Source organism: Pedobacter kyungheensis (assembly GCF_000812965.1).
Taxonomy (GTDB): Bacteria; Bacteroidota; Bacteroidia; order Sphingobacteriales; family Sphingobacteriaceae; genus Pedobacter; species Pedobacter kyungheensis.
Genome location: NZ_JSYN01000019.1, coordinates 102,038 through 115,690, shown reverse-complemented (window position 1 = coordinate 115,690; position 13,653 = coordinate 102,038). Strand labels below are relative to the sequence as shown.

At 39.1% G+C, this 13,653-nt stretch carries 14 protein-coding genes; 11 read left to right on the top strand and 3 right to left on the bottom strand.

Translation table 11 applies throughout. The features are described 5' to 3' along the window. Positions 1-253 precede the first annotated feature (253 nt). The 6 genes from OC25_RS16370 to OC25_RS16345 all read left to right on the top strand — a co-directional run bounded on the left by OC25_RS16370 (position 254) and on the right by OC25_RS16345 (position 8,434). Positions 254-1,489, top strand: coding sequence for an ankyrin repeat domain-containing protein (locus OC25_RS16370; protein ID WP_052266255.1), 1,236 nt, complete (start codon positions 254-256; stop codon positions 1,487-1,489). A gap of 8 nt (positions 1,490-1,497) precedes the next feature. Beyond that, positions 1,498-2,844 (top strand): ankyrin repeat domain-containing protein, encoded by a 1,347-nt coding sequence (locus OC25_RS16365; protein ID WP_245222029.1) that lies wholly within the window; start codon positions 1,498-1,500, stop codon positions 2,842-2,844. A 127-nt stretch (positions 2,845-2,971) separates the two neighbouring features. Further along, positions 2,972-4,063: a tetratricopeptide repeat protein gene (locus OC25_RS16360; RefSeq protein WP_039478185.1), complete on the top strand. Its 1,092-nt coding sequence runs from the start codon at positions 2,972-2,974 to the stop codon at positions 4,061-4,063. A gap of 31 nt (positions 4,064-4,094) precedes the next feature. Beyond that, positions 4,095-4,658 (top strand): hypothetical protein, encoded by a 564-nt coding sequence (locus OC25_RS16355; RefSeq protein WP_143009608.1) that lies wholly within the window; start codon positions 4,095-4,097, stop codon positions 4,656-4,658. 317 nt (positions 4,659-4,975) lie between these two features. Then, positions 4,976-6,298 carry a PQQ-dependent sugar dehydrogenase gene (locus OC25_RS16350; RefSeq protein ID WP_039478182.1) on the top strand — a complete coding sequence of 441 codons (1,323 nt, stop codon included), beginning with the start codon at positions 4,976-4,978 and terminating at the stop codon, positions 6,296-6,298. A gap of 81 nt (positions 6,299-6,379) precedes the next feature. Then, on the top strand, positions 6,380-8,434 hold the full coding sequence (locus tag OC25_RS16345) for a TonB-dependent receptor (RefSeq protein WP_052266254.1): 2,055 nt from the start codon (positions 6,380-6,382) through the stop codon (positions 8,432-8,434). A 45-nt stretch (positions 8,435-8,479) separates the two neighbouring features. Here the strand turns inward: OC25_RS16345 and OC25_RS16340 are convergent, their stop codons facing one another. Next, on the bottom strand, positions 8,480-8,827 hold the full coding sequence (locus OC25_RS16340) for a single-stranded DNA-binding protein (RefSeq protein WP_039478179.1): 348 nt from the start codon (positions 8,825-8,827) through the stop codon (positions 8,480-8,482). A gap of 244 nt (positions 8,828-9,071) precedes the next feature. Between OC25_RS16340 and OC25_RS16335 the strand changes: the two genes are divergently transcribed. The 5 genes from OC25_RS16335 (at position 9,072) to OC25_RS16315 (ending at position 11,969) form a co-directional block, all read left to right on the top strand. Then, positions 9,072-9,437 (top strand): hypothetical protein, encoded by a 366-nt coding sequence (locus OC25_RS16335; RefSeq protein WP_039478177.1) that lies wholly within the window; start codon positions 9,072-9,074, stop codon positions 9,435-9,437. 47 nt (positions 9,438-9,484) lie between these two features. Then, on the top strand, positions 9,485-9,823 hold the full coding sequence (locus tag OC25_RS16330) for an avidin-fold protein (protein WP_039478175.1): 339 nt from the start codon (positions 9,485-9,487) through the stop codon (positions 9,821-9,823). Between the two features lie 10 nt (positions 9,824-9,833). Continuing rightward, complete coding sequence (locus OC25_RS16325) at positions 9,834-10,373, top strand: MepB family protein (RefSeq protein ID WP_039478174.1); 540 nt, start codon at positions 9,834-9,836, stop codon at positions 10,371-10,373. Positions 10,374-10,505: 132 nt separating this feature from the next. After that, positions 10,506-11,354, top strand: a complete 849-nt coding sequence (locus OC25_RS16320; protein WP_039478172.1) for a methylated-DNA--[protein]-cysteine S-methyltransferase — start codon at positions 10,506-10,508, stop codon at positions 11,352-11,354. A gap of 6 nt (positions 11,355-11,360) precedes the next feature. After that, complete coding sequence (locus tag OC25_RS16315) at positions 11,361-11,969, top strand: alpha-ketoglutarate-dependent dioxygenase AlkB family protein (protein ID WP_039478171.1); 609 nt, start codon at positions 11,361-11,363, stop codon at positions 11,967-11,969. A gap of 59 nt (positions 11,970-12,028) precedes the next feature. Here the strand turns inward: OC25_RS16315 and OC25_RS16310 are convergent, their stop codons facing one another. Both OC25_RS16310 and OC25_RS16305 read right to left on the bottom strand, forming a co-directional pair. Then, positions 12,029-12,772, bottom strand: a complete 744-nt coding sequence (locus tag OC25_RS16310; RefSeq protein WP_039478170.1) for a hypothetical protein — start codon at positions 12,770-12,772, stop codon at positions 12,029-12,031. A 32-nt stretch (positions 12,773-12,804) separates the two neighbouring features. Next, on the bottom strand, positions 12,805-13,599 hold the full coding sequence (locus OC25_RS16305; RefSeq protein WP_039478168.1) for a hypothetical protein: 795 nt from the start codon (positions 13,597-13,599) through the stop codon (positions 12,805-12,807). Positions 13,600-13,653: the final 54 nt, after the last annotated feature.

The following is a 13,653-nucleotide window of genomic DNA, read 5'->3' as shown; positions in this document are numbered from 1 at the left end:
AGGGCTATAAACTTAGGCCTGTGGCACGGAAAACCGGCTTGATTGCAGAAAAATAACCCAAATAAACCTGATCGAACGGATGCCATTTTTCATGGCAGAAGGTAGAGCAGGAAGAAATTAACCAACGGAATACTGCAATTGCTTTCCAAAAATCAGGACGATAAAAAGACACTATTTTATCACTTGGTTTATTGCAACATTCCGGATAATTTTCAATTAAGTTTATTCTTTGGCTAAACTTTTGTTGCGGGAAATGCATATATCTATCTTAAATATTTTAATTGAAATGACCGAAACTACCTTAGATCAACAGTTAAGCGCCCGCCAGTTCGATGATGCCAAAAATGCCATGCTGAACGGCGAAAAACTCTCGAAAAACATTCAGGAACATCAAAAATCATCGATTTTGGATAACCTGGTTAGGGAAAAACAATACGAAATTATCAACATGATGGTGAAAGATAAAACCATCGAAACCGACATTTACGAATTCGACAGTTTTGACAAAAGTATATTTCAAAGCATTGTTCGAAACCTTGGTAATGAAGATGCCGACATCAGTTTCTTTAACGAATTTATTACCCGTTTCGATAACCTGAATGATGAGGTTAATACCCAAACGCTACTGGGTTATCTTTTCGAAAACGGGGTAGATTTAGCTACCATTAAAGCCTGTATTGATGCCGGTTGCACTACTAATTTTAAAAATAATGCAGACGAGAATTACATCCACCGGGTGGTTAAAAGTAATTTCCGGCGGTATAATTTAAATGACGAACAAACTACCAACCTGTTAAAAAGTTATATCGATATCCTCGTAAATGAAGGTGTTGATATTAATGAGGGCAACATTGTAGCCGAAACGCCTTTAATTATGGCCATAAACTTTAACAAGAAAAATTTAATTACCCACTTACTCGAAAATGGCGCAGACCCGAACCATACCGACCGCACGGGGAAATCGGCCTTTTTTTATGCAGTAGCAAACCTGCAAAGCGAAGAAATATATGATGCCCTACGCAATTTTGCCGCTCCACAATTCGATCAGCTCAGTAAAGACCGCAGCACGCTTTTATTCGAATATGTACGCATGATGTCTAATAGTGAAAAAGGCATTAATTTTCTTAAAAAACTCATTGAAGATGGTGCCGACCTATACGAAGGTAGCGAATGGTACAGTCGGCAGGTTACTCCCTTAGATTTAATTGCTGAAAAGGATGCCGACATTCTGGAAGCCGTTCTGGCTACCGGACAAATAGATGTAAACCGGCCAGACGACCAGGGCAATACCCTGCTGCATAAAGTATGTGCCTATAATGTAAACTACGAAGCCAATAAAGCTAAAGAAACCTACAGGAAGGTAAAACTGCTGATCGAAAACGGAGCAGACCTTGCTGCTACGAACGATAAGGACCAGACTGCTTTAATGCTCGCATCAGACGATAACCTGAAAATAAAAACTGTTGAACTTTTGATGAAAAACGCTTAAATATGTCGATGTCATTTATAATTGCCTGCGAAAGCGGCAAACGGAAAATAGCCGAGCTGTTGCTGGCCAACCAGGAAGTAGAAGTAGGTTATACCGATGAAAAGGGACGCACTGCATTACATTATGCTGCGCACCGGGGTTATTTGGATCTTGTAGAAATATTAATTGATAAAGGTGCCGATCTGGATTATGAAGACCATGCCGGCGAAACCCCGTTTTATTTTGCCTGTTTGCAAAAGCAAAAACAAACCGCGCTATTTCTGTTAAATAAAGGTGCCCGAACCGACATTAAAGATTTTAAGGGCAATAGCCTCCTACACTTAACTGCGCAAAACGGGCAAATTGAAGTACTTGAAAAATTGCTGGAGAAAGGATTGGAAGTAGATGGCGAAAATAACGAAGCCGAAACCCCTTTATTAATTGCTGCCGGCTGGAGAAACAAGGAAGTGGTAGAAAAATTAATCGAATTTGGGGCCAATGTCAATACCACCAATAAACACGGCGATTCACCGTTGATTTTTGCTGTTAAATCTAAAAACAGCCCTATGGTTGAGCTCATTTTGGATAAGGGTGCCAACATTAACCACATTAACCATGCAGGAGAATCGGCACTGCTCATTGCCTGCTACGATGCCAACCGCATGCTTACCAAAACTTTAGTCGAAAAAGGTGCCGATGTGTTAGTTTCATCAAAAGATGGTTTATCGCCGGTATGGTATGCCTGCGCCAATAACCAGAAAGAAATTGTTGATTTATTTTTAGCAAACGGCGTAGATGTAAATTATGCCAAGCCGCTTTCAGGTAAAGACGATTCTATGTATTCGTACCTGGAATGGGTTGAAACCGCCAATAACATTTCCATTTCGGCCAGTTTCTCTTTCGATAACAGTTACAATTATGGCGGCGAAAGCATGTTGCATGTGGCTGCAAAAAGCGGGCATTTAAGTATGCTGAAAATGCTGCTGGAAAAGGGCGCAAACGTGAATGTTCAGGATGAAAGTGGTAATACTGCCCTGCATTATGCTGCTGCGAATGGGAAAAAAGATGCGGTAAAGTTCCTGCTTGAAAAATCAGCCGATGCTAACATTGTGAATGTGAAAGAGCAGAAAGCTATAGATTATTCCAACATTAAAGGTTATAACGAAATTACGGAGCTTTTGCTCAAATTTGGGTCTTCAAACCAAACCAGTCAAAGCAGTCAGGCAAATACCCCACCAACAGCAACCCTTGCTGCTCCGCAAAATGATATCGCCACGAAAAAACAGGCCTTACTGGATTTAAAAGATCTGCTTGATGCAGGGATTTTATCGCAGGAGGAGTTTGATACTGAAAAAGCCAAAATTTTAAAAAGCTAAACACATTTCAGGTAAAAATTTCATGGAATAGCAAGTGCTTAAGTTTTTAGTTCTATTTTTATGGTATTATCTATGGATTCGGCTCTAGTTCTGCATCTTGAGGTAGTACCATAAAAACGCTAATCAAATGAAAACTATTTCTAAATTATTCGTAATCCTCTTATTTTGCTTCACCCACACTGCTTTTGCTCAAAGCAATGAAGATAAAGCGCTGGCAAAAACTAAAGCAAAAGAAGCATTTAAACTTGAAGATGAAGAAGGAAAATACGACGAAGCCATTAAATTACTGGAAGAATCGCAAAAATTAGATCCTGAAAACATCGCTTATACTTACGAAATTGCCTACTCTTACACCGCCAAAAAAGATTATGGTAAAGCAGTTGAAATTTTAGAAAAACTCACAAAACACAAAGCTGTTTATGATTTGGTTTTTCAGGCACTTGGCAATGCTTACGATTACATGGGCAAGCCCGACAAAGCAATAGAAGCATACGAAAAGGGGATAAAAAAATTCCCCAATTCAGGAAAAATCTATGTGGAGTTAGGAAATATGCAATTGAATAAAAAAGACTTTGACAATGCCATCAAATACTACGAAAAAGGTATAGAAGTAGAGCCAACTTTTTCTTCAAATTATTACCGCGCAGCTAAACTCTATCTAGGCTCTTCAGAAAAAGTATGGGGAATGCTCTATGGTGAAATCTTCATGAACCTGGAAAGAAACTCCAAACGCACTGCCGAAATCAGCAAACTTCTGTTTGACACGTATCAGAACGGAATCCAGATCAAAGGAGATTCGGTTAAGCTCTCTTTTGCAAAGAACCATAATCTTTCTATAGATGCTATTAAAGACCCAAAGAATTTTAAACTGCCCTTTACAATGGTTTATGAATTGGATCTCACATTAGCATCGGCAGGGCAAAAAGAAATAACACTGAGTGCTGTAAATGATATCCGAACCAAGTTCCTCCAGGCTTTTTTAGGAGCTGGGAATGAAAAAAAATATCCCAATATCCTTTTCGATTACCAGCAGAAGTTAAGCAGTTTAGACTTTTTGGAACCTTACAATTACTGGATCTTAATGAAGGGAGATGAAATAGCTTTTAATAAATGGAAACTTGCAAATACTGCCAGCTGGAACAACTTTTTAAAATGGTTTAGTGGTAATGCCCTTTTAATTGACGATGGCCATAAATTTTATCGCCTGCAATACCAATAAAATAATTTCCATAATCTTTAAACCCACATCAATGAAATCCTTAAAATCGTCGATATTTGTATTTTTTTCTCTGCTTACGTTTATCTACAGCTGTTCACCCAAGCTCTATGTAGATGAAAGTAAACGTTACGAAGCCGGATCATTAACCGATGCTCAGGTAGATTCACTACACCTTTACCTTAAAGAAAACCAGCGTGTAGCCCTTAAAGACACCATCATTATTAAATACGATTTTAATAATGATGCCTGTTGGAGAGATTTGAGTTACCAAAATGCCGAGTTTTTAAACAATGTAAGGTGGACTTTCCAAAAAAACATCCAGGAAAAAGCACAGGCCAGGCCTAAAGTGGCCATATACCAATACCGCCAGGTGGGCGAAAACTTTAGTCAGGTAAAATCGAAAGGCCTCGAAATAGAAACCGATTCAGGCTTTTTAAAAAAGATGTTCTTTAAAGAGGTAACAACCTGCGGTACCTCTGCCATTATCCTTCCTACCGGAAAATTCCTGCTGGTGAAATCCGATCCGCAGTTTTCGGCACTTTTACTAAACGATAAGGATATAGAAAAAAAAGTGCTCGAAAACCTGGTGAAATAACATAAGTTTCTGGTATTTAAACTAAAATTGGAGTTTTAACATTTCGTTAACTAAATATTTGGTTTATAAGCCATAATTTAGTTTAACTAATCGTTTACGCACCTGAACAGTCAATCAATTCAGCCGTTTTGAGTTATAATACACCAGTAAATAGTTAGTTTATTCGTACAAACCATATCTAAATACTATAAATACGCGCTCACAGGAAGGTATCTCACGATGCTTTCCTTTTTTGTTTACAGGGTTATTGAAAACTTCTGTCTGTTTTTGATGTTATATTTTCCTGAAAGGATTTGCTACACCAAAAACCAGTTAACATGAAAAACAGATTTTTCTATACCGCAACACTTGCTGCTTTCGTTTTTTTAGGCTGTCAGTCTAATTCATCTAAAAACCAACCGCAAGGTACAGACAGTACTGTAACAACCCAAAATGGTGCAGTAGAACTGCCTGCACCAGATACTACAGCTTCTAAAACTAAATTCAGTAAGGTAATAGACTGGCCTGAAGGTAAAACCCCAACGGCGCCTGCAGGATTTGTAGTTACCAGGTTTGCTGCAAATATTAAAAGTCCACGCAATACCTATATTGCTCCTAATGGCGATGTGCTGGTAGCACTTTCAAACTCAGAAAGAAGCAGTGTAGAAGCTGTTGCCAATGCTGTTACCGGTAAAGCCAAATCAGAAGTACCCGGTAAAAGTGCCAATACCATTTTATTGTACCGTGATGCAAACCACGATGGCAAACCTGAAAGTGTTACCACTTTTTTAAGCGGGCTTAACCAACCATATGGCATGCTCATTATTGGCCAATCGTTTTATGTGGCCAATACCGATGGTTTATGGCAATATCCTTACCACACGGGCGATACCAAAATTACAGCAACCGGAAAGAAAATATTAAGCTTGCCAGCTGGAGGCTATAATAACCACTGGACGAGAAACCTGACAACCAATACCAATAAAAGCAAAATTTACATTACCGTTGGTTCTGGCAGTAATGTTGGCGAAAATGGACTGGAAAATGAAGTGCGCAGGGCAAATATTTTAGAAGTTAATTTGGATGGAACAGGTGAAAAAATTTATGCCAGTGGCTTGCGTAACCCCGTAGGAGTAGATTGGGAACCCGTTACCAACATTTTATGGACGGCCGTAAATGAACGCGATGGTTTGGGCGATGATTTAGTGCCCGATTACATTACCAGTGTAAAACAAGGCGCATTTTATGGCTGGCCTTTTTCATACTTCGGTCAGAATGAAGATCCCCGTTTAAAAGGGAAAAACCCTGAAATGGTTAAAAAAACAATTGCTCCGGATGTAGCAGTTGGAGCACATACCGCCTCGCTGGGATTGGCCTTTTACAGTGGCACTAAGTTCCCGCAAAAATATCAGGGTGGTGCGTTTATCGGGCAGCATGGTTCGTGGAACAGATCGGTAATTTCGGGTTATAAAGTTGCATTTGTACCTTTTAAAGATGGAAAACCGGCTGGAAAACCAGAAGATTTTTTAACTGGCTTTGTAGCCGATTCCGATAAAGCTGAAGTTTATGGTCGTCCGGTTGGGGTTACCTTAACACCCGATGGCGCCTTACTCGTAGCTGATGATGTAAGCGGAATTATCTGGAGAGTTGCTGCAAAATAGTTTATAAAATAGCCACAGATTAGCAGAATATGCCGTAAATTTATCTGCCTTCTGTGGCTAAACATTCAAGCAACGATCCCATTGAAACTGAACCTTATCTTATTGCTAAGCTTAATTTCTTTTGCCAGCCTGGCACAAACCTTAAAACCAGATACAAGCCAAAAACTTAACGAAATAACTGTTAAAGGTTATTACAACCACCAACCTTTATTGAGATCTGTATCGGCAGTGAGCCTGATTGACAGCAACCTGATTAAAAATCAATCAGCAAATTCGCTGGTAAGCACCTTAAATACCGTTACAGGTGTACGCATGGAAGAGCGCTCGCCCGGCAGCTACCGTTTATCACTCCGCGGTAGTTTACTCCGTTCGCCATTCGGCATCCGCAACATTAAAATTTATGTCGATGATTTTCCCTTAACCGATGCTGGAGGCAATACCTATTTAAATGCGCTGGATGTAGCTGCTGTAGGCAACATGGAGATCTATAAAGGTCCTGAGGCCAGCATATTTGGCGCAAATACAGGCGGTGCATTACTCATTACACCTCCGGATATTAAAACCAACGAAATTAATGCTACTGTGCAGGCAGGCTCATACGGTCTTTTCCATCAAACAGCAGCCATTCAGCACCGCTTTAAAAATTACAGTTTTAGTATTAGCGAAGGATACCAAAAAAGTAACGGTTTCCGACAGAATAGTGCCTTAAACCGGAAATATATCCAAACACAACAACAGTGGAATTATAATGCTTTTGGCAGTTTAAAAGCTTTTATTTTTTACAGCGATCTGAGCTACAAAACGCCCGGAGGTTTAACAGCTGCGCAACTGGAACAAGATCCTCAACTGGCCCGGCCGGCAACGCCTACCCTACCTGGAGCCATTACCCAGCAAGCCGCCATATATAACAAAACAGTTTTTGGAGGCCTGTCTAATACCTACCAGATTACACCCGCACTAAAACATGTAATCGCATTGTTCACCACCTATACCGACTTTAAGAATCCGTTTATTACCAATTACGAACAACGTTACGAAAGCACCCTGGGGCTAAGAACCTTTTTAGCTTACGATAAGGTAAAACAAGATTTCAAATTCGGGGCGCAAATCGGACTAGAAAGTTCGGGTACAAAGAGCCAGATCAAAAATTTCAATAATAATGCCGGAGAACCCGCTGCCATGCAAGCTTCCGACCGGTTAAAAGCAAATCAGGATTTTGCTTACCTCCGCTTAAATTTCGACCTCAACAATAAATTATTGCTTGAGCTTGCTTCGAGTTTAAATTTCTTCAATTACAATTACGAAAGTTATTTTCCTGTAGCAATTGCAGCTAAAAGCCGGAAATTTGATCCGCAGTTTATGCCTAAGTTGGCTTTATCCTACTTAATCAGCGAAAACCTCTCTGCACGGGCTTCGGTTAGCAAGGGCTATTCGCCACCCACAATTGCAGAAGTGCGCTCATCAGACAATAACATCAATAATGACTTACAGGCCGAACGTGGCTGGAACTATGAGCTTGGCCTCCGTTATCAAACCAAAAACAACCGCTTTTATGCCAATGGTAATATCTTCAGCTATCGATTACAGGATGCAATTGTGCGCAGGCTGAACCAGAACGATGCAGAATACTTTATTAATGCCGGTGGTACAAAACAACAGGGAATTGAATTGGAAACAGCAATCTGGATAATCAAAAACCAAACTTCATTTTTAAGCGGTTTACAACTCAGAAGCAATTATACATTCAGTCATTTCCGGTTCGAAAATTTTATCAGTGGTACATCAGATTACAGCAACAATAAACTCACAGGTGTACCTGAGCATGTCCTGATAAACAGCCTGGAGCTTAACTTTCCGAAAGTATTTTATCTTTTTGTGCAACACAACTATACTTCCGCTATTCCTTTAAACGATGCCAATACAGTATTTGCAAAAAGGTATCACCTGCTTGAAACAAAAGCAGGCATCAGAAATTTAAAGATAGGCAAAACCCGTTTTGAAGTATTTGGCGGAGTAAATAACCTGCTAAATGTAAAGTACAGCCTGGGTAATGACTTAAATGCCGCTAATGGAAGATATTTCAATCCAGCGGCTGGCATTAACTTCTATACGGGTTTATCCTTAAAATTGCAATAAATTAGCATCATGTATCACTACATGATGCTAATTGGAAATCCATGATTAAAATGCAGTTTTTGCACCTGTGTCTTTAATAGCCAGCTCTGTTACAATGATGTCGGTACTATAACGTTTCGAACCATCTTTAGCATCGTAACTGCTTTGACGCAACCGGCCTCCAATTGATAAGCCTGTACCCTTTTTAATCTGCTCTTCTGCAAGATCAGCATTCGCATTCCAAAAAGTTAAAGTAAACCAGTTGGTATTTTTAACCTCTTCTCCTGCTGCATTTTTATATGCATCGTGTACAGCCAAACTAACTCTCGCTAATTTTTGGCTACCAAATGTTTTCACCTCGGCATCAGCACCAGCATAGCCACTCAATACAACTTTGTTAATTACATTTTCCATGATCTTTAAAATTTAAGTTTCTAATCTTTTAACGAACAGCTGCCACCGCGGCAACCGACAACACAAAATTGCAGTCGAAATGGAAAATTAGTCGGAATCTAAATATTTATAGTCGATTATAAACGTTTATACACGGATAATATGCGCTCAACGCCTCCAAACAGCATTTTTTATTTTTTTTGTTCCCACGATTTATTTTATAAATTAGGATCAATCATCCCATAATAAAAAGAAGAAAATTATTATGGAACGTTTATGCCTGGATTGCGGCAATTCTATAAAGGGAAGAGCCGATAAAAAATTTTGCGACGATTCTTGTCGCAACAACCACAACAACCGTTTAAAAGTTGAAGAAAACTTTGTTCTTCGGCGTATAAACAGCATTTTAAGAAAAAACAGGTCAATTTTAGCAAAGTTAACCCCTAAAGGAAAAACAAAAGTTAGCAGGAAGAAGCTAATTAATGCTGGTTTTAATTTCGATTACCATACCTTTAGCTACGTTACCCAGAACGGGAATGTGTATGTATTCTGTTATGAATATGGTTATCTGGTGCTAAATGAAAATAGTTACCTGCTCGTAAAACGGGAGGAGAAACTTTGGCTGTCCTGATGTACTGAATTTCGTTATTGTGAAAGAGATTGCTAGTTTTATAACTTATGATAAACTACAACGATAAAACTTTTAAACCAGTTAGCAATACGGAAAACGGCGAAACATCGGATGAAACTATCTTTAGATACAAACAAGAGGGTAATCTGTTAACTGCCGAATATAGCGGAGGAAAGATTAACTATGGCCATTTAATCGGTTTGGTTGATGACCATGGGAATATTGATATGCGTTATCATCAAATAAATGATGCGGGTATATTAATGACAGGTATTTGCAATTCGAAACCCGAGCAATTACCAAATGGTAAAATCAGGCTGCATGAAACCTGGCAATGGACTTCCGGCGACCAATCCAGAGGCGAATCTGTTATTGAAGAGCAGTAAAAAATCAGGGATGTCTGAATCAACCACAGTTTTACCTCAAAATTTAGCAGATATACCACCCGTATTACTGGCTGCAATAAAAAATTGCTACCATCCTTCAGGCTACCAGATTAAAAACTACCAGAAGGAACCGGAAAGTCAGGAATATTATGCCGCAACTTTTGAGCTGAACGAGTTAAAGATTAAACACCGGCAGGCTAAAATTACCCCAGCCAAAACGGGGCAGTTTGTAACCATCTGGAAACGCAGTGAAAAAGGAATTACCGAACCTTTCGATGCTTCAGACGATTTCGATCTGTTGATTATTTCTGTCTGTAACGGAGAGCTACAGGGCCAATTTATTTTCCCGAAAAAGGTTTTGATTGCGCAAAAAATTGTAACCCAAGATAAAAATACAGGAAAAAGAGGAATCAGGGTTTATCCGCCCTGGGATATGGTATCCAGCAAACAGGCGCTGAAATCGCAGCAATGGCAAACATCCTATTTTTTGTTCGTTTCAAATCAGCATCCTCTGGCTATTTCATCGGCGAAAAAACTTTTAATTCCATAAGTTTTGCTCTTATAACTACTAACAATTACAGCAAAGCTCCATCTTTGTCGTGATCAATAAATTAAACTCAGCAAGTTTCGGGTAGTTTGCCCTTTCTTTACCAGGTACTTTTGGATATAATTATTCAAAACCATGAAAGCACAAGAAGAAATTAATTACAACCGCATAGCAGATGCGATAAGCTATATCAGGGCCAATTATAAAAAACAGCCTGGTTTAGAAGAAATTGCCGAAACGGTAAATTTAAGTCCTTTCCATTTTCAGCGTTTATTTAGCGATTGGGCAGGAACTACTCCAAAACGTTTTTTGCAATACATTAGCATTGGCCATGCCAAAGAAATGCTTAAAGATAACCAGAGTTTATTTAACACCGCTTTAGAAACCGGTTTATCGGGAACCAGTCGTTTACACGATTTATTTATAAACATTGAAGGGATGACTCCCGGCGAATATAAAAACGGAGGCGAGCACCTGCAGATCAATTACAGCTTTGCAGAGAGTCCTTTTGGGAATATTATTGTAGCAGCAACACCAAAAGGAATCTGCCACATGGCTTTTTACGACGATCAACCGGCTGCACTGGCTAATTTGCAAGCCAAATTCCCGGCAGCGAGATATCAGCAGATGTTCGATATGCAGCAGCAGAATGCTTTATACATTTTCAGCCACGACTGGAGCAAGCTCAGCCAGGTTAAACTGCATTTAAAGGGAACCGAATTTCAGCTAAAGGTTTGGGAAGCCTTGTTAAAAATCCCGATGGGAAAGCTGGTTACTTATGGCAACCTGGCCAAACAAATGCAAAACCCTAATGCATCAAGGGCTGTTGGCACCGCTATTGGCGATAATCCCGTGGCTTTCCTGATTCCTTGTCACCGCGTAATCCAATCGAGCGGCGCTTTAGGCGGTTACCATTGGGGGCTTGACAGAAAAACGGCGATGATTGGTTGGGAAGCAGCAAAAATGGATATAGAGTTTAAATAAGTAACCATGGATTTATTCAGCACAGAACTTAACATTGACCAAAACCTGCTTCCTTATGGCGGAACTGTAAATTATTATGGGAAATTATTTAGCAGGCAGGAAGCCGATAATTACTTCGAGGTATTAATGAATACCATTGAATGGAAAAACGATGAGGCCTTTATTATGGGCAAACACATTATAACCAAGAGAAAAGTAGCCTGGTATGGTAACGAAGCTTATTCTTACACCTATTCTAACCGCTCTAAACTGGCCTTACCCTGGACACCGGAATTACTGCAGTTAAAAACAATAGCCGAAAAGCAAACGGGCCACAGCTATAATTCGTGCCTGCTTAACCTTTACCACAATGGCGACGAAGGTATGGCTTACCACAGTGATGATGAAAAAGCTTTAGCTAAAGATTCGGCCATAGCCTCGTTAAGTTTTGGAGCAGAAAGGCGCTTTCTTTTTAAACACAAACAAAGCAAAGAAACCGTTACCCTGTTTTTAGAACATGGCAGCTTACTGGTAATGAAGGATGAGACCCAAACAAACTGGCTACACCGGCTACCACCAACCAAAAAGATAACGCGGCCAAGGGTAAACCTAACTTTTAGGACAATGGATGTTTAGAAGAAAAAAGCGGATAAAATGTCCTTCAGATATTACTAAAGATCTAAAGTTAATTAACCTTAGATCTTTTGCAACTGGGGCTTTACACGATCAAAAAATTGTTTAAACCGTGGGTTGTCATTTTCAGACATACCTGGGAATCCGCAATGTTCAAAGCATATTCTCAGATAATTAATAAATGTGGTATTATTTGGCTCATTTAAGAAATTACTATCTATACTTTTTTCTTTTTTTAATTGTAAAGCATAGGGGGCGCCTCCACTAATATTATCTTTATGAAGATTATCAGCCGAAAGTTCCAGAAAAGCGTATCCAAAATCCTGATCCTGGATATAATCTTCCATTTCTTCAGGCCAATATTCATCAGTTACCTGAGCAATACAATCAGTTAAAGGAGCAATTTGAAGTGGATCAGCCATCTCCCATAGAATGTTCGCATCCTCATTGTAATTCCATGCCAAATTACAAGAGCCTACAATCTCATAAAACATTCTGATTGACATAGGTAATTTTCCTATTGGATTAATTTGCTGTTCCAGTATGCCTAATAATTCCTTAGTATCCAAAACCGGATGCTGATATGCTTCATCATTTCCAAACTCATCCTTCCAAAAAACGTAATCAATATCTAGCAGTGCTTTGTATATGATATCAAGATTAAACTTTACCCGATGAAATGTCTCAGTCAGTACCTTTTCAATATCAGCATAATAATCAGGAGAGAATGCTTCCTCTCCTAATTTTTCGATATCGGCGTAAACACCTTCTGTTTCGCCACTTATATACCTATCGTAAAAGGTCATTAATACCTAAATTGAAGATAATGCAGTAAAATTTAATGCTTAAATTCTTTAATATCTACAATGCGGTTATCATCGGCATTTTTCTTTAAAAACAGTGTTCCTTTAGCGCTCGGCACCCAGCTATAATCACTTTGTACAGTACGAATTAAGGTATCCGGTTCGTTGATAAGCCCTTCTGGTAGTGGTTGTATAAAAGTTTCGCCTGTGGCCACATTAACCTGATACAAAGTACTTTTAACTAAAAAAACAAGTGTTCTTTTATCTCTTGAGTACATAAAAAACCTACCCTGAATGCGTTCTGCTTCGTTTTGGCGCTTAACCTCGTAAACCTTCGAGTTAACTGTATTGATAAAATAATCGTTATTGATTAGCAAACTGGTCAGTTTAATCGCCTCAGCACCAACGGTATTTTTTTTATCATTGGCTCCATTTGAAGGTTTATTTAAGCTTACCACTTCAGTTATACCATTATTTACCGCAATAATATAAAAAGGAGCTTTTCTTCCCTTTTCGTTAGCTACCTGCACCAAAACAGCAGTTTTCTGCGTATTGATGTAGATGGCATCCAAAAATTTCTTGGTGGCAGGGTTTGGTGCATCATCAATGTTAATGGTAGTATCTTTATACCGAATGGCAAAACGATCGGCGTAGGCCAAGGCGCCCGAATCGGTTTTTACAATGTTGAGAATATTTTTCTTCGATTCAGGAAAAACATTAAAATCATCGTTGGCAGTAATTGATCTGGCTTTGTAAGTTTTTTCAGGATTTTCGGTCTTACAGCCAAACAGTACAACAGTAAGAAAGAGTGCATAAAGCGTAATTTTCATAGATATAGCAATTTATTTTTTGCGAATTTAAAATCTTTCGGGCGTTTAATTTAT